Origin of the sequence: Bacteroides cutis, from assembly GCF_900241005.1 — a bacterium.
In the GTDB taxonomy this organism is placed as follows: Bacteria; Bacteroidota; Bacteroidia; order Bacteroidales; family Bacteroidaceae; genus Bacteroides; species Bacteroides cutis.
Genome location: NZ_OEST01000003.1, coordinates 452,315 through 470,247, shown reverse-complemented (window position 1 = coordinate 470,247; position 17,933 = coordinate 452,315). Strand labels below are relative to the sequence as shown.

16 protein-coding genes are annotated in these 17,933 nt (G+C 41.0%); 11 read left to right on the top strand and 5 right to left on the bottom strand.

All coding sequences use genetic code 11. From position 1 onward, the window contains the following. Positions 1 to 4: 4 nt before the first annotated feature. From C1A09_RS09255 to C1A09_RS09240, 4 genes are all read right to left on the bottom strand, one after another. Positions 5 to 2,296, bottom strand: a complete 2,292-nt coding sequence (locus C1A09_RS09255; RefSeq protein ID WP_180949204.1) for a TonB-dependent receptor — start codon at positions 2,294 to 2,296, stop codon at positions 5 to 7. A gap of 233 nt (positions 2,297 to 2,529) precedes the next feature. Beyond that, entirely contained in the window at positions 2,530 to 2,985 is a 456-nt protein-coding gene (gene queF / locus C1A09_RS09250; RefSeq protein ID WP_101543470.1) for a preQ(1) synthase, read from the bottom strand. A 4-nt stretch (positions 2,986 to 2,989) separates the two neighbouring features. Then, positions 2,990 to 3,655 (bottom strand): 7-cyano-7-deazaguanine synthase QueC, encoded by a 666-nt coding sequence (queC, locus tag C1A09_RS09245; protein WP_101543468.1) that lies wholly within the window; start codon positions 3,653 to 3,655, stop codon positions 2,990 to 2,992. 40 nt (positions 3,656 to 3,695) lie between these two features. Beyond that, positions 3,696 to 4,376, bottom strand: a complete 681-nt coding sequence (locus C1A09_RS09240; RefSeq protein ID WP_101543249.1) for a queuosine precursor transporter — start codon at positions 4,374 to 4,376, stop codon at positions 3,696 to 3,698. Between the two features lie 234 nt (positions 4,377 to 4,610). On the opposite strand from C1A09_RS09240, the gene C1A09_RS09235 reads away from it, so the two are divergent. Continuing rightward, positions 4,611 to 5,894 carry a porin gene (locus C1A09_RS09235; RefSeq protein ID WP_101543248.1) on the top strand — a complete coding sequence of 428 codons (1,284 nt, stop codon included), beginning with the start codon at positions 4,611 to 4,613 and terminating at the stop codon, positions 5,892 to 5,894. Positions 5,895 to 5,979: 85 nt separating this feature from the next. On the opposite strand, the gene C1A09_RS09230 is transcribed toward C1A09_RS09235, so the two are convergent. Beyond that, a complete protein-coding gene (locus tag C1A09_RS09230; protein ID WP_101543247.1) occupies positions 5,980 to 7,305 on the bottom strand; it encodes an OmpP1/FadL family transporter in 1,326 nt (441 codons plus the stop codon). A gap of 227 nt (positions 7,306 to 7,532) precedes the next feature. On the opposite strand from C1A09_RS09230, the gene C1A09_RS09225 reads away from it, so the two are divergent. From C1A09_RS09225 to C1A09_RS09180, 10 genes are all read left to right on the top strand, one after another. Further along, the gene (locus C1A09_RS09225; RefSeq protein WP_101543246.1) at positions 7,533 to 8,534 is read left to right on the top strand and encodes a 2-hydroxyacid dehydrogenase; all 1,002 of its coding nucleotides are present in this window, start codon (positions 7,533 to 7,535) and stop codon (positions 8,532 to 8,534) included. A 71-nt stretch (positions 8,535 to 8,605) separates the two neighbouring features. Next, positions 8,606 to 9,310 carry a pirin family protein gene (locus tag C1A09_RS09220; RefSeq protein WP_101543245.1) on the top strand — a complete coding sequence of 235 codons (705 nt, stop codon included), beginning with the start codon at positions 8,606 to 8,608 and terminating at the stop codon, positions 9,308 to 9,310. Between the two features lie 80 nt (positions 9,311 to 9,390). Then, a complete protein-coding gene (locus C1A09_RS09215; protein ID WP_101543244.1) occupies positions 9,391 to 10,128 on the top strand; it encodes an MBL fold metallo-hydrolase in 738 nt (245 codons plus the stop codon). Between the two features lie 41 nt (positions 10,129 to 10,169). Further along, positions 10,170 to 11,237, top strand: a complete 1,068-nt coding sequence (locus C1A09_RS09210; RefSeq protein WP_101543243.1) for a DUF4468 domain-containing protein — start codon at positions 10,170 to 10,172, stop codon at positions 11,235 to 11,237. Positions 11,238 to 11,251: 14 nt separating this feature from the next. Next, entirely contained in the window at positions 11,252 to 11,629 is a 378-nt protein-coding gene (locus C1A09_RS09205) for a VOC family protein (RefSeq protein ID WP_101543242.1), read from the top strand. Positions 11,630 to 11,671: 42 nt separating this feature from the next. Next, a complete protein-coding gene (locus C1A09_RS09200) occupies positions 11,672 to 11,860 on the top strand; it encodes a hypothetical protein (protein WP_101543241.1) in 189 nt (62 codons plus the stop codon). Between the two features lie 241 nt (positions 11,861 to 12,101). Further along, positions 12,102 to 13,481: a DUF3575 domain-containing protein gene (locus C1A09_RS09195; protein WP_101543240.1), complete on the top strand. Its 1,380-nt coding sequence runs from the start codon at positions 12,102 to 12,104 to the stop codon at positions 13,479 to 13,481. Beyond that, complete coding sequence (locus C1A09_RS09190) at positions 13,478 to 14,818, top strand: hypothetical protein (protein ID WP_101543239.1); 1,341 nt, start codon at positions 13,478 to 13,480, stop codon at positions 14,816 to 14,818. The genes C1A09_RS09195 and C1A09_RS09190 overlap by 4 nt, the downstream gene beginning before the upstream one ends. After that, positions 14,815 to 16,311: a hypothetical protein gene (locus C1A09_RS09185; protein ID WP_233519942.1), complete on the top strand. Its 1,497-nt coding sequence runs from the start codon at positions 14,815 to 14,817 to the stop codon at positions 16,309 to 16,311. Before C1A09_RS09190 ends, C1A09_RS09185 begins: the two co-directional genes overlap by 4 nt. Positions 16,312 to 16,347: 36 nt before the next feature. Further along, on the top strand, positions 16,348 to 17,751 hold the full coding sequence (locus C1A09_RS09180; RefSeq protein ID WP_101543237.1) for a fimbrillin family protein: 1,404 nt from the start codon (positions 16,348 to 16,350) through the stop codon (positions 17,749 to 17,751). Positions 17,752 to 17,933 lie beyond the last annotated feature (182 nt).

Genomic DNA, 17,933 nt, shown 5'->3' with positions numbered 1-17,933 from the left:
ATGATTAAAAAGACACACGTACTTTTCCATAAAAAGCCCGGCCTGCTTTCTGAAGGCTAAAGTTATCATACAACTTCTCGTTTGTCAGATTACGGCATTCCAATGCCACATTGTAGCGTCCGTCCATCAAACTGTAAGAAAGGGCTAAATTGTGTGAAAATTGGTTTGGGACCACATAGTCTCCCTTATTCGAGCCTATTTTAGACGAATAGTATGTGAAACTATGTAAGTATTGATTATCATATGATATCGTCAATACATTTCCTTGTTCCCCCAAATTACGCCAATAAAAAGTCACATCCGAATCGGCAAACATATAAGGTAAGTTCGGCATACGTTCACCATAAACCAAGTTATCCGTATTGCCGGATATGGATTTCTTCATATTATCACGCACATCCATCTGGGTAAAGTTTCCTCCCACACTCAGCCATTTCCCCAAAACATATCGGGCGGAGATACTATACCCTTTCGCCAATACCTTTCCGTAGTTTATATAAGTTGCAGCTTTTTTTCCACCACTCAAACCGGTTATGTTACGTTGGATATAGTCTTTTGTATTCCTATAGATCAATCCTCCTTCCAAATATACGGAGTGCTTGCCGAATACCTGGTTATAACTTAAATTGAAATTCAAATTGTCACTATTCTCTGGTTTGATACCCATATCTCCCATTTCAAGATCTTCATCGCCAAACATTTCTTCGACAGTGGGAAGACGATATGCCTTTTCGTAGGATAGCTTTGCCTGTAATCCCGATATAATGAAATAGGTTCCTGCCGCTCCATATCCCATGGAACTTATATTTCGAGTAGTACGGACATATTCACTCTGATTAGACGAGGTAGCTATAGGACCTGCCACAAACTGTTTATAGTACTTACCAAATACAGATAAATTCCAGTGCTCGGAAGGCATCAGACGATATGACAAACCGGAAATATTCTTACGCGTTTCCTTGGCAATAGACTCTGTCTGCTCTTCTTTGGCCAACAAAGAGGTATTGGTACGCTTAAAAGCATTCAGTACATGGTTGAAAGTCAACGTCTGTATCTTATTAATACGGTAATTTACGGTCATCGTACCACTCCAATTATTATTATCTGCCCGCGAATATAGGTTAGATTGTTCTCCCGGAGAATTCAACGGATATCTCTCTCCATACCAATTATATTTATAAGAAGCTGTATCCACATTGGTCGTCATATTCCTGTTATAGTTGGCAGTCAGTACCACATCAAGTCCTTTTATAAACAGATTACGCTTACTATATTCTAACGAAGGTATCAATGAATGAGCTTTACGATGTTTTTGTCCGTAAACAATATCTTGACGTACACCGGTCTGTATATCCTTATACATATTTGAATAAGTAAATCCCAACATCAACCGATCTGCCCATTTTTTATCTATAAATCCTAATTTTCCAATGATGGCTTCATTGTGATAAGTATCGTTAAAACGTTTCACCCGTAGCTTATTATCCTTGTCAATCGCTCCTGTAGTAAAATCCTCTACCGAAGCATTTATGTAATAATCATTGTCCGAATAATTTTGGAAAACATTAATCTCATACGCAAAACCATTCTTGAGGGTTTGCCCGAAATTAACATAAGATTTATGTGTGTTAAATGAACCATATGAATAAGAAGCATCCAGAAACCAACGACGACGTTTCTTGTTTGTTACAATATTGATAACTCCTCCGATGGCATCTGTTCCAAAACCTACAGGTACGACTCCCTTATAGATTTCAATACGATCTGCAAAGTTCACAGGGATATTATTAAGCCCGAAAGAGCTACCTACCCCTTCTTGAGGCACACCGTCAATAAACACTTTGACATGCTTTCCGCTAAAACCATCCAACATTAATTGCATATCCGAACCTACCCCACCCGATTCACGTAATTTCATACCTGGTGCTTTAGTCAAAGCGTCACTCAAATTTTTTGTTGTATTCTGTAATTCCTTCGTATCAACTGCCACTGCATTGAATGCAGATTTTTTTACCCGACTCACTCCATTAGAAATAACCACTACTTCATCCAATAATTGAGTTTCCGGAGTAATTGTTATATTTTGCTTGATTCTCTGACCAGCTGTCAAAATCACAGAATGTTCTACTGTTTTATAACCAATGGCAGAAATAATTAAGGTATAGTTACCAGCTGGAGCATTCAAATGATAAATACCTTCCTGATTAGTGGTTCCTCCATAATGGGTACCTTTTAAATAGACTGTAGCAAAGTCTACAATTTCTTTTTCTGTAGATATAATCCGCCCCGATATTATCCCATCATTCCGTTGGGCGCACACAGAAAAAGATATCCATAAAAAGAAAAATAAAAGAACGATTTTTAATGTAGCTGTTTTCAATTTACAATGTTTATTATATTGTTAATAATACCACTACAAAGGTCTATATAAAAAGAAAACCACACAATCGCTATATGCAGGTAAAAAAGATGCCGCAAATACTCTGATAAGTATATGCGGCAATCGCTATTTATAGGTAAAAATAAAAGTTATTCCCTACTCATCAAACGTTCTTCAGCCATCTTTTCAAACTTGGTTCCGGGACGTCCATAATTGGAGTATGGATAAATGGAAATTCCTCCACGAGGAGTAAACAGTCCGGTAACTTCGATGTATTTAGGATTCATTAAGCGAATAAGGTCTTTCATTATAATGTTTACGCAATCTTCGTGAAAAGCACCATGGTTACGAAAACTAAACAGATAAAGTTTCAGGCTCTTACTCTCCACCATCTTGACATCAGGAATATAACAAATACGTATTTCCGCAAAATCAGGTTGCCCGGTAATAGGACAAAGACTGGTAAACTCGGGGCAATTGAAGCGTACCCAATAATCGTTATCAGGATGTTTATTATCAAATGCTTCCAATACCTCAGGAGCGTAATTCTGTTTGTATTCTGTTTTTCTTCCCAAAAGGGAAAGTTGTTTTTTCAATTCAGTCATATTCTTATTGTTTTTTTTCATTTATCCCCCAATATCTCTCCAATCCTTCACGTCGCAACTTACATGCCGGACAATGCCCACAACCATCACCCGGAATACCATTATAGCATGTCAAGGTTTCATTACGAATAAGTTCAAGTACTCCCAATTCATCAGCCAGCGCCCAAGTTTCAGCTTTATCAATCCACATTAAAGGGGTATGAAGAACAAACTGTTCATCCATTGCGAGATTCAACGTAACATTCAGTGATTTGATAAAGGTATCACGACAATCAGGATAACCACTGAAATCTGTTTGAGACACTCCAGCCACAATGTGATTAATCCCATGTTCACGAGCATATACAGCAGCAATACTCAGAAAAAAAAGATTACGCCCCGGTACAAATGTATTCGGAAAACTATCAGCAGGCTTTTTCTGATCCATCACTATACTGGTATCTGTCAAAGCATTATGCCCTAACTGGCCGATAAAGGAAACATCCATTACCTTAAGCTCCACTCCTGCCTTACGGGCAATCTCCTTTGCCAATTCCACCTCCTTCTGATGTTTCTGTCCATAGAGAAAACTCAGCGCATATACTTCCTTGAATTCACGTTTCGCCCAGAACAAACAAGTAGTAGAGTCTTGCCCACCACTGAATACAACCAGCGCAGTTTCATTATTCATCTTATTCATTATATCAAATTAAATTCCGATTTTCAATTTCCTAAATATCTCCGATTTTCCATATCTTATAAGATACACCTTCATCGTAAACATCACTTCCATCTATCTTCTTAATTGCCTTTACTACCCGAATAGTCACAGGAAGAATCAACACTTCGTACATAGACTTCAAAACGATTTGGATACACATCATTAGCAGTAATTCACGTCCTGCAATGATACCACCGAAGGCTACCGGAAAAAAAATCAACGAATCAGCTGTTTCTCCCACTACCGTAGACCAAATAGCACGAGCTGAGAAATTACGTCCGCCACTTGCTATCTTCATCCGGCTCATCACGTATGCGTTCAAAAACGAACCTACCAGAAAAGCCGACAAACTGGCAATCACAATACGTGGCGCCATACCAAAAACAAAATTAAAGTGAACTGCTCCATCCCAGAAAGGAGCGGCAGGCAATGCTACAGCAATCAAACCAAGCATCACCACAAAAAAGTTCATGGCAAATCCACTCCAGATGATCAAACGTGCTTTACGAAATCCCCATACCTCAGCTATACAGTCATTGATGATATAGGAAATGGGGAATACCAAAAGACCAGCTGTTACAGTAATACCGAAAACCTGAATAACTTTGGTTTCAAGAAGGTTGGCTGCTATCAAACAGACATTAAACAAAATGCCCAACAGCATGAAAGGTACAGATACTTTTTGCTTCATATTCCTGTTTTTTACGTGGTGTTCTAGAATACACGACCGCTATTCACGGCATCATACTTATTTATGATTTAACTATTAACGATGTACGATCAAAGCTAATCTTTATATAACCTTATCTGCAATGAAGTACTCTCCAATCGTTAAATCGGTTACAAAGATACATTTTCTTTCAGTGACCACAAAACCATTTTAAAATTAAGTTGTTGAAAGCACATTCACCAAAACCTAACTTAAATGAAAACAATCTTAAAAACAGTGTTTCTATTATGCATTGCCGGGTTATCAACGTCCACAACCCATGCACAGAAAAAAGTGATTATCGAAGACGAATCTTCCAAGGGAGTTGTTCTGGTTACCATGGATAAAGCAGGCAACGAAATTATCCGTATCATGAACGAGTCACAATTACCCCACATTCATGAACCACAGGCCCCTCGTTTTCTGTTAATGGACAGAAAAGGAAAATTTGCCCTGGGTATCGGAGGTTATGTACGTGCTACTGCCGAATATGACTTCGGCGGCATTGTCGATGATATTGACTTTATTCCTGCTTTCATCCCCAATAGTAGCAAAATCAAAAATCAGTTCCAAATGGACGCCAATACTTCCACAATTTTCCTGAAATTAGTCGGGCACACCAAACTATTAGGAGATTTTATCGTTTATACTGCAGGTAATTTCCGAAATGGTTCCAACAAGGGTTTCCAACTACAAAATGCATACGTATCTTTCCGTGATATAACAGTAGGTTATACTTACGGCGGTTTTATGGACTTGGGTGCACTACCCTCCACCATTGACTTCCAAGGTCCCAACGGAGCAACATTCTATCGTACTACCCAATTAGCTTATACATACAAAGGTTTGAAAAACTTCCGTTTCAACGCATCAATTGAAATGCCTTCCGTGGATGGTACTACCAACAGTGATCTGAATATTAACCAACAACGCATGCCGGATTTTACCGCCTACGCACAGTATGGTTGGAATAATAGCAGCCACCTGCGTGTAGGTGCCCTTATTCGTAGTATGACATATACCAGTTCATTCTGTGACAAAGCATCTTCCGTTACAGGTTTCGGCGTACAGGCTTCTACTACATTCAATGTTGGCAAGAAATGGCAAGTATTTGGCCAAGCTACGTATGGAAAAGGTATCGGGCAATATCTGAACGATATCAGTAATCTGAATGTAGATATCGTTCCCGATCCTGATAAAGAAGGTAAGATGCAAGCACTGCCGATGTTAGGATGGTATGCGGGTTTACAATATAATGTCTGTCCGAAAGTTTTTCTTTCAAGTACTTATAGTATGTCCCGTCTTTACTCAGATAATGGTTATCCCGATGCAGTAGGTAGTACTTATCATTATGGACAATATTTTGTAGCCAACATGTTCTGGAATGTAACTTCCAACATGCAAGTCGGTGCAGAATACCTCCGTGGTTGGCGTAATAATTTCGACAACTCCACACATCATGCCAATCGCATAAATCTATTGGTACAGTATTCGTTCTAAAACGGATTAACAACGAGAAAGCCGCTTCAAAATAGTGTTTGAAGCGGCTTTCTCTCTATATAAAGGTCGGATTATGAAATAAATATCAGAAACGATAGTCTATACTAAGACCGAAAACTTTGTTAGTACGACTGTATACATTTGTACCGGACAATCCAGTGCCATTGTAATTTGTAGAGACTTTTGTATAATCGTCATAGTTGGTCCACATATAACCTACATTCAAATCAGCTCTTTCCGAAAGTTGCAATTTTGCACCTATACCCAAAGAGTAAGAATCACATGAGAAGCTGGTATCAGACTGATAATTATCAGACAGACCATAATCTGTAAACTGTAGCCCACCGCTCAGAGTCAATCTGCTGATTACATCCCATTCTATACCTGCCAGATACTCATTGGTTCCTTTAGTCAGATATTTTTGTTTACCATCAGCCATACCAGCGTTTTTATCATCGTAAAAGTGGTACTCTACCGATGCACGCAATACAGGAAGAAACTCATAGGCAACTGCTACTGAAAGCATGGCAGGAATATCGTTCGGAGTATTTACACCATGCTTGTAAGCCTCTAATTCACTTTCAGGAGCACCTATCATCCGGAACGAATTCAATTTAGTGTTATTTTCAATGTTCAGGTTAGCTTTGAACTCATATTTTGCACCAATATTCAGTTTGCCCAATTTAGCATCTAAACCGATGACCGGAGTAAATCCCCAACCGGTCTGGCTACAATCCAAATCGATACCAATAAGTTCGGTTCCAACAGGTATGGCTCCTCCGGACAAATCAACTGCAGCGCTGGCATTCAGTGCTCCTTTATAACCGCCACTGAAATAGTTCATACGACCACCAGCAAAAGCAGAAAGCCAATCTGTTATTTTATATGTCAAACCTAACTGTACGGAATAAATGTACTGTTTACCATCCATATAACTATTCAGCGAATAGGTCTTGCTCGGAATATTATTGCCAGCCAATCCTGCTATTACCATAGCATCGAACATAGAAAGACCGTCATCAAACGAAGCCTTTCCCCCACCACCTGTAATACCGAAAAAGCCGGAAATCGTCCAGTCTCCTTTCCTATAAGCAGCAAATACGCTGGGAATAACAGGCGCTGACGCTTTACCCTCATAATACTTATCCAAACCTAAAGCCTCACACGAAGCATCGATATTTCTTGTTTGAAAAGCACTCTGAATGCTCAAAGACGTATAAAAACCGTCTTTCGGTAAAAAGGCCAAACCCGCTGGATTAGACAAAGCAGCATCTACACTGGTAGTATTTGCGCCACGGGATAACATACGAAGAAATGCGGGGTGTTGATTTGTATTCGTCAGGAGGCCTCCTGCAAAAGTTGGAATTGAAACGATTAACATCACAATGCTAATCAAGGAAATTTTTCTCATCTAAATCTTTTTTAATTGTTTCGGGCGCAAAGGTACAATAATATTGCACATAAAAAACTTTTTTGTGCATTTTATTTATAATAGAAAGATAATTAATTGAAAACATCAATTGTTTCAAGAGAAACGTTTCTTCTTTGCGGATTGAAAACCATCTATTATTTCAATGAACTTTATCGTCTTTACATACGTTACTTTAAGAATAAGAAAATTTTAAAAATAAGAAAATCATGGCATATACTATTGCATTTTTCGGTAGCAAACCTTATGATGAGACTTCATTCAATGACAAAAACCAAGAATTCGGTTTTGAACTCCGTTATTATAAAGGACATCTAAATAAACATAACGTCATGTTGACACAAGGCATAGATGCTGTTTGTATCTTCGTAAACGATACTGCCGATACAGAAGTTATCCAGCAGTTGGCGGAAAATGGCGTTAAATTACTCGCCTTACGCTGTGCGGGATATAATAATGTAGATTTAAAAGCAGCTACCGAACATGGCATTACAGTAGTACGTGTACCTGCCTATTCGCCCTATGCAGTAGCAGAATATACCGTTGCCCTGATGTTGTCACTAAATCGCAAAATCCCCCGTGCCACATGGCGCACACGAGATGGAAATTTCTCTTTGCACGGTCTTCTGGGTTTTGATATGTATGGTAAAACGGCAGGTATCATCGGTACGGGTAAGATCGCCAAAAAATTAATCCATATCCTGCGTGGCTTCGGCATGAACATCCTTGCGTACGATTTATATCCTGACTATAACTTCGCCCGAGAAAACCAAGTAGTATATACCACGTTGGATGAGTTATATCATAACTCTGACATCATCTCCCTGCACTGTCCTCTGACGGAACAAACCAAATACCTCATCAACGATTATTCCATCAGTAAAATGAAAGACGGTGTTATGATTATCAACACCGGACGCGGACAATTAATTCATACCAACGCTCTGATTGAAGGATTGAAGAACAAAAAAATCGGTTCGGCAGGACTGGATGTATATGAGGAAGAAAGTGAATACTTCTATGAAGATCAATCAGACAAAATTATTGACGACGATACACTGGCACGCCTGCTTTCATTCAATAATGTCATTGTTACGTCCCATCAGGCCTTCTTCACACGTGAAGCGTTGGCAAACATCGCCTCTACCACTTTGCAGAATATCAAAGACTTTATAAACCATAAAAAGCTAGAGAATGAAGTTAAATTATAAAGCTCCGGCATCTTTTTATATCGGCCGATTGTTACGACTGATATAAAATAACCATTTTAAACCACAGAATTATGAAAAAAGTAATAGACAAGGCTGACAGCCGTGGACGTTCATTATACGACTGGCTTGACAGCCATCATACCTTTAGTTTTGATGAATATTACAACCCACGCCGCATGAACTTCGGAGCCCTGCGTGTATTGAACGATGATAGTGTAGCTCCGGGTAAAGGTTTCGGAACTCATCCTCACAAAAACATGGAAATTATCTCCATTCCGCTAAAAGGGAAACTAAAACATGGAGACAGTAAGCAAAACAGCCGTACCATTACCGTAGGTGACATTCAAACTATGAGTGCAGGCACAGGTATCTATCACAGTGAAGTGAATGGAAGCGAAACCGATCCGGTAGACTTCCTTCAAATTTGGATAATGCCGGAAAAACTGAATACACCTCCGGCTTATCAAGATTATGATATCCGCCCTTACCTACATAAAAATGAACTTACCCTCATCGTATCACCCGATGGCGATGCACCTGCCAAACTGCTTCAACAAACTTGGTTCTCTATCGGAGAAATAGAAGCCGGCAAAAAGTTAGGCTATCACATGCATCAATCCCATGCCGGAGTTTATATCTTCCTGATAGAAGGAGAAATCAAGATAGATGATACGGTGCTTTCCCGTCGCGACGGCATGGGTGTGTACGAGACAAACAGCTTTGAACTGGAAATTTTGAAAGATGCGCATATTCTCCTAATTGAAGTTCCTATGTAAGACTTTTACATAAAATAACAGTCTAAACCAGAAGTATGTGTAGCGTTTTTTGTAATATTGTACTATAATTCAACTCATAAATGAAACTTGATTACATTTATCATAGTGGTTTTGCGATTGAAGCGGAGGGAGTGACAGTCATTATCGATTACTATAAAGACTCGTCGGAAGAGGAGCCCGGCAAAGGAATCGTACATGATTATTTACTGGAGAAACCGGGTGTACTCTATGTACTCTCTTCTCATTTTCATCCTGATCACTTCAACCGCGAAGTTCTTTTATGGAAAACCCAACGACCCGATATTCATTATATCTTCTCTAAAGATATAATGAAGCATCGGCGCGCATCAGCAGAAGATGCTACCTATATCAATAAAGGTGACATCTATGAGGATGACAATATCCGTATTCAAGCTTTTGGTTCTACAGATGTAGGCATTTCTTTCCTGATAGACTTGCAAGATGTCCGCCTGTTTCATGCAGGTGACCTGAATAACTGGCATTGGAGTGAAGAATCTACCCCGCAGGAAATACACAAGGCCGAAAGTGATTTTCTTGCTGAGGTGAAGTTGTTGCAACAAACAGTTTCACAACTAGATGTAACCATGTTTCCGGTAGACGACCGTATGGGAAAAGATTATATGCGTGGCGCAGAACAATTCGTGGAACAAATAAAAAATACTATCTTTGTGCCTATGCATTTTAGCGAGAACTATCAGGGAGGGAACGCATTTCGTGTATTTGCTGAAAATCACGGTTGCCATTTCTTAACAATATCCCACCGGGGACAGGGTTTTGAGCTTCCTTTCCCGAAATAACATAAGTTTATAATTCATCACTAAAATAAAACATATCTATTATGAAAAATTTGACACAACTTCTTTTGGCATTGTTTTGCCTGTGTTTACCCACTATGCTCTATGCAGATCGTGACGACAGTAAATATTTAGCCGGAGCCGTTCCCGAAGTAGATGGTAAAGTAGTATTCAGTAAAGAATTCAGTATCCCTGGAATGTCTCAGGAAGAAATCTACAACCGTATGATGGAATGGCTGACTGGCCGGTTAGCTAAAAATGAAAATACCAGTCGCATCGTTTATACTGATGAGGAGAAAGGATTAATCGTGGGAACTGGCGATGAATGGATTGTATTTAGTTCCAGCGCTCTATCATTAGACCGAACTAAAATTAACTATTTTGCATCTATCATTGCTTTACCGGAAAAATGTATCCTCGAGATAGAAAAAATCCGTTTTAGTTATCGAGACGGAAAAGAGAAATATACAGCTGAAGAATGGATCACCGATAAATATGCTTTAAATAAAGCCAAAACCAAATTAGTACGTGGACTTGCCAAATGGCGTAGAAAAACGGTGGATTTTGTTGATGAGCTTTGTTTAAGTGCAGCTGAAGCTTTAAGTACCTCCACAGAAACAGTTCCGGTAGAAGAAAAAGTAGAAGAAAAGAAAGCAGAAAAAGCGATAGTAAACTCCGGAACAACGGTAATTATTCAAAAGAAAGTTATTCCTGCTACTCCACTTGTACCTGCTACTCCGGCTGCTCCTACCACCTCAGCTGAATATAAGGTTATTGCTCCCAGCAAGTTATCTGCTGACGCTATTCAAACAGGAGCCGGCAAACTGGTAATTGTTATCGGTAATGAACCGTTCAACATGACCATGATGACAGCCAACTCTGGTGGTTCATTGGGCAAAGTCAACGATAAACCTGTTGTCTTCAGTATCTTGTCACCCGACCAACCTTACGAACAAATGGAGAATGCTGAGAAGTATACTATACGTTTCTATCCTACCGGAAAAGACGAGCCATCCGTTATCTTAGAATGCAAGAAACTTCCTTCACCTGCCGCCATGGATGGAATGCCGAGAACCTACGTAGGTGAAATAATAAAAGCAACCATTAAATAAATTCCCATTACAGTATGGAAATAAAAAGTAAATTTGATCATTTCAATATCAACGTCACCAATCTGGAACGTAGCATTGCTTTCTACGAAAAAGCATTGGGGCTCAAGGAACACCACCGAAAAGAGTCGTCCGACGGCTCTTTTACGTTGGTTTATCTAACCGATGGTAACACAGGATTCCTATTAGAACTAACCTACTTGAAAGATCATCCGCAGAACTATGAGCTCGGAGAAAATGAAAGTCATCTCTGTTTCCGTGTAGCCGGTGACTACGAAACCGTGCATCAATATCACAAAGAAAATGGATGGGTATGTTTTGAAAATACTACCATGGGATTGTATTTCATCAATGATCCGGATGATTATTGGATTGAAATCCTCCCGGTAAAGTAACGGTGGCCTAATCATTAATTATCAACGATCAACCAATTCATAATGAGTATAGAAGAAGCAATGATGGGCGGTATTGTTTTCAAAGGTAAGAAAGACAAGCCTAAAGAAGAAAACAAAATAAAAACTAAAGCCAAAAAGAAGACCTACATCACCGGTCTGCACGGCTCTGGAGCCGCAAAGATGAAAGCAGAAATCCGTAAGAAACGTGCAAATCGGCATAAAGGAAAGTAAAAATATTTTTTTAATGGAAAAGTGTAAATTCTTAGAATAGGATTTACACTTTTCTTTTTATTACCTTAATAAATTTGTCACGGAAAACAGTGACAAATTTATTCAATCAACACACTTTTTTGCATATAGAACGTTAAAAAAAGCATTTCCCTCAAAAAAAGTTAATCTAAAGTTTTGCATATACTAATAAAGCATTTATTTTTGATGTCGCAAACGAACAAAAAAACTTATTTTAAAAAAAGTGATTTTATCACAATATAAGAAAAAAAGGCTCTACTTTTTTTTAACTAAAACTATAGTAGTATGCTTTCTTTTATCAATAACTTTGAACGACGTATATGCGCAAGTAACGAGCGGTAAAAAAGAAGATGCAAAAGCCGAAGTCATCTCTTTCAAGAACCGTTGGGGGATTAAAACAAACGCAGTCGACTGGTTATTGACAATACCTAATATTGGCGTAGAGTTTGATTTAGGTAATACCATCAGAAACAAGCGTACCATCAGCACCAATCTGAAATGGAACTGGAACACAAGCCAAAAATATAAACCGGCAATAGTATTCAATCTTTTTGACGTTCGTGTGGAATGGCGACAATATTTCCGCACTCGTCAACGTGGTGGAGTCACGAAAGATACCAACTTGATGACACGTCTCAAAGAGACTGTATTTACCACTCAACGTAAACAGCCCCGTCAAAATCGTGCCTATTATTGGGGAGTATATGCCAATGCTTCAAGCTATAATTTCAAGATAGGCAAGGAAGGTAAACAAGGTACCGCCTATGGTGCAGGTATCAGTGTTGGCTATACCGCTCCGCTTTATGGATACCGCAATCACTACATAGATTTAGAGTTAGGTGGTTCCATCGGTCTGCTCTATACATCATACGATGTTTATATCCATGACGTTGAAAGTAATTGTTATCCACACCTCACCGATAAAAGTAAAGGAGGACACCTTGTACCATTTCCTGTACCGACCGACTTACGTATTGCTTTTGTCTATCGCTTTATATCAGCTGGAGACAAATACAAAGAATCTATTTATCGCCGCATACAGATACGCAGCGAAAAACGCAATGCCATCAATGCTAAAATTAATGCAATGCGTCTACGTATTGACTCCATTGCCGATGCCATACGCAAGCAAGGCGGAAGTAGTCCTGACAGTTTACTTAACAAAGAAGAGTTGAAGCAATGGAAACTTATGCAGGAAGAACGTATACAGCAAGCAGAGAAAGAAGCTGCAGAGAAATTACGTAAACATGTAGCCGACTCATTAGGAATACAACTGTCCGACTCACTGAGTTCCGAACAAGAAAAAGTCCTGCGCAAAACTCTGAAAGAATACGAGGAAACCTTGAAACGGCAGGCCGTATTACAAGATACTGCCAAACAAATAAAACGGGCAGCCAAAGAAGCAGAAAAAGTAAAACGGAGAGCCAATAAGGAAAAAAATAAGAATAAGAATAAGGAAAAGAAAGAGGAAAAGAACAAAAACGGAAAGAATACAAAGCAAGAAGACGATGTATCCACTACAACGAATGAGGCTGTAAAACCAAAAGACGATACCATTTCTCCCATCGAAACAGGAACTAAAGAAAAGGAGGGCATGGAATGAAGCGACAGTATCTTACATATCTCCTGACGCTACTTTTCACGCTATGTGGAATATCAGCCTGTACCTCTGTAGAACTTTGTCCGGAAGTAGAACATCCGCACGTAGCAAATGTGCGTGCACGTTTCAATTGGAATAACGTCAATAAAGCAGATATTCCCGACGAAGTAAACATTGTGGCAAGTCGTATCATCAACACTTGGCGTACTCACGGTATAGCTGATACTTCTAAGGACCCCACTAAAGAAAACAATATCACCTATCAACAGAGCTCCTCCAAACTTTCAGAGAGTGAAGCAAATAGTAACCATACATTTTACTTGCGGGGTGGAGAATACAATATCTTCGCCATCAATAACCAGAAAATATCAGCCAATACTAAGAGAGAAGGTACAGTCCCTATATCTGAACCTGAAACAGCGGAAAGAACTGCTATTGAGATAGACAATTTAGAAAACTACATCAACAATACTCAAACCAGGGTAAACGAACTCTACCTACATATCAAAAGTATGGGGAACAAGAAACCTGACATCGTAAATGACAATGACCTGCCAGACTTCAATCCCAACTATGAATATTTGGAAAATATTACCACACCCATTTATCATGCCGTGAAGAAAGGGGTCAATGTCAATTCGGGACAAGAAACCATCATTGACTTCGATATGCAACGTATCAGTCTGAAGGTAAACATTACTTTCAAAATACAACTAAAAGCAAATAAAAATAGAGAAAAGATAGACATAGACGACATTGACTCCCCTATCGTAGAGTTATCCGGAATATGCGGACGTTTCAACATCAGCGAAGCCTATCTGGACACCACCAAGCTCTACCGCATGGCGTACAAGATAGTGAAACCGGAAAACGAGCAAGACATAGAACCTCGCACCGGAGAAGACGACACACAACAAGACTTTGTGAAAGAGTCAGAAGACACCTACCGTTGTACCGCCCGCTTCAACACACTGGGAGTAATTCCCAGCGGTAGCAAGAACCACCTCAACGGTCCGGGCATCGTACAGGTAGCCGTAAAGGTATGGTCCGACCTGCTGGACGACAAGGGCAACCAGGTATTAGACGAAACAGGAAGTCCCAAAAGAACTGGACGCTATATCTACGCCGGTATCAACATACGGGATGAACTGATAGCGGAACGCCTTGTCGAGATACGCAACGGCAAGACCTATATGCGCTACAGCAAAGATGACGTGAATGTAGAAGTGGATCTCCCACTGATCATAGAGAAAGACCAGATAGTACCCGACGACAATGGTATGGGTTGGATTCCCGCTGACCCAACTAATCCGGATGGAGACATTGACATTGAAATATGATAAACCGATTATCACCTACATATAGCCCACTCAATACAATGAGAATTCGTTTCTTATTGCCATTTGTACTGTTGCTGACCCTTTACAGTTGCGGCAACCTGTACACCGGTGACGAAACACCTGTCCTCCCCGATGAACCGGATTTTCCCGGTGACAAAAACGAGATACCTGTGATGGTGGCCTTCTGCGACCCTGTCTACAATGTATTGACACGTGGTACAGGAGTCATCGATCCCACCGACACCGACAACTACGGCAAACGAATGCAGAAAGGCCTGTTTTTCATCTATGCTTTCCGACGCGACAATGCCGGTGACAATGTCTATACCACCCACCGCCTTGACGACATAAATCAACGTTACTGTTTAGTAGACGGCAGTTGCGACGAACCTATGATGCAAGATGCCGCCAATCCCCAAAGGGACAAGAACGGTTACCCCTACCTCAGTCCCGAACAATGCAAGGAGCACGGCAAGCGTGCCCGTTATGCAGGAAACGGTTCGTTCGTCAACTGGATAAGTACCACCAATGCCCCTTACTACAGTACACAGCAACAACTCGACCCGTTCAATTTCTTCGCCTACTGCTATGACGATGCCCAGATAGGCGATGTGCAACGCACTACCGACCGCATCAGCTTCGACGTCACCGTAGACGGTTCGCAAGACTTGATGTGCGCCTCCGCAACCAACTTGGGCACACTGATCAGTGAGATTGAAAAGACTCCCGACAAGAACTACGGAGACTATCAGGAACTGGTAAACCGCCTGAAACAATTGCACCCCGACGAGTTGAAGACAGTAAAGACTTATTATTACAGTACCTATACCGCCTATTTCAATCTTTGGCCTATCATACGCATGCAACATCAGATGGCATACGTGAAAGTGAAGTTCCGTTCTGTATTGAATGGTGGAACTTCCGACTTTATACGTATTAAATCCGTACGGCTGGAAACAGTACACAAAGGAACTTTCACTGTAGCAGCTTATGATCTCAACCAACTCGGTGCCCACTTTCCCGAAAACGGTGAACGTGCGGAATTACTTGCCCGTGACCCCTCTGAAGGCGAAAACGGTGAAGCGGCCTGGCGGGTAAAGACCTGGACGAACGAAAACGGCACCCTCTACCACCCCAAGCACCCACCTGTGGAAGAGGGAGAAACGAACAAGCCTACCGAACTGGAAGGGGGAACCTTTCTGGCGCCACCGGGAAACAATGCCCGCCTCATCATAGAGACGGAGTACTACCGCGACGGGGATGAAAGCGTACCACCGGTAAAGGCGACTGTGACACATAACCTGAAAGACATCATCATTAACAAAGACAACACCGGTAACTTCCTGAACTACGGATTTATGCGTAGCCGGGAATACACCATCACCGCCAGCGTACACGGTTCGCAGGACATACGGATAGACGTACAACCCGTTTCGTGGGTAAACGGTGGAGATTTCGACATCGACATAGGAGAAGGAGAATTCGAGAATTAGATATCTTTTTTATTATTAATTTTAATTTATGTGATTATGAAAAAGCATTTTTTCTATGCAGCAATGGCTCTCGCAGTATTGAGCAGCTGTTCTAAGGACAATGATCCGGCGGTAGCTCCCAATCCGGATGACAACAACACCAAGCCGGCAGCCATCGAACTGGGCATCAACGCCCCGTCGGTAAGTGTAAACACCCGTTCCAGCGGTACGGTAGGCGGTATGACGGACCAAACCAATCTGTGGAAAGGGCAGACCTTGCATGTCGTGGCTTACGACAAAGGAACGACCAACAAGACAACAAACAGTGAAAGTACAACCGAACCGAAAGAGTATATCTTTAATAATCTGACTTTCAAGGCACCGACCCAGACATGGGATGGAACTCAATCAGGAAATGAACTGCAAGGCGGTAAAAGTATCTATATCCTAAAAGACCAAAGCACCATCCAAGCCGTATATTACAACCCTACCGGCAACATGGACTTCTACGGGTATCATATAGACGATTTATCAGCTAACCTTGACGACGCTACCAAAACTGTAACTGGAATTACCATTACAGGAGCCGAGGACTTGCTGGGTGCAAAAACCAAAGAAGTAAGCGAAGCCAATTATCCCGGTGTACAAGCAGGTGACATCACCGCATTCAATGCAGCCGATCCGGAAAGAGGCTTCAGCGCATGGGCTGCACGTAGAGGCATACAGCCTATTCTGGAGTTCAAGCACTTGCTCACCCGACTGACTTTCTCTGTTACCGCAGCAAAAGCCGACGCAGCAAAATACTATTGGGATGCAACAGCTGGCGGAGGTTCAGGCGCATGGGTAGAGAACAAATCAGCAGAAGCACAAGCTGAAGATCAATCCAGCACTGCCGTTGAAGTTGTAAGTATCGCCATCAAAAACGTCAAGACAGGTATGAATATTGTTCTTGACGGAGTAGAAGGGGGAAAAACATATCCGTATGCAGCCGCTATAACAGAATCAGCTACGTCAGATTTAGCTTTACAAGAACGTAGTGGAGATGCCATGCAAACCTTGACAGCCACCGCTCCCGTTGCTTTCGACGCTTCAGGTACAGACCACTCAAGTTCTTTCCCTGGAGGAGCCGGCACGTATTCAACCAAGACTCCGGTAGGAGAAAGCTTGATGATTCCGGAAGGAGACACTGAATTGACACTGGAAATCAAACTCCGGCAGAAAGTTGTCGATACAGAAGGATATCCCACTGGAGATAACAAAACTTACAAAATTAAAAACGGTACCGTAAATTATACATTGCCATTCAGCAGCGTTCAAAATAAAGTAGGAGAACAAACCGTATTCACAGCCGGATACTCTTACAACGTAAATATCAAAGTATTCTCTTTCGAAAGAATCGATATTACAGCAGAACTTGCTAAATGGGTATCAGGTGGCGACTTCGACATTGACGCCGAATAATCCCTGCCATTTTCCTGCATAGCACGGAAACTATTCATGTCACAACGGGCGTAGCCGGAGTCCCTCTTCTCCCTGCGCAATCAAGGGAGAAGAGAACTTCGTCCGCCCGATATGACAACACCCTTTTTCAAAGATAACAAGTATTCCCTATGGGGAAATGACGTTCTCCACCAACGGCAACT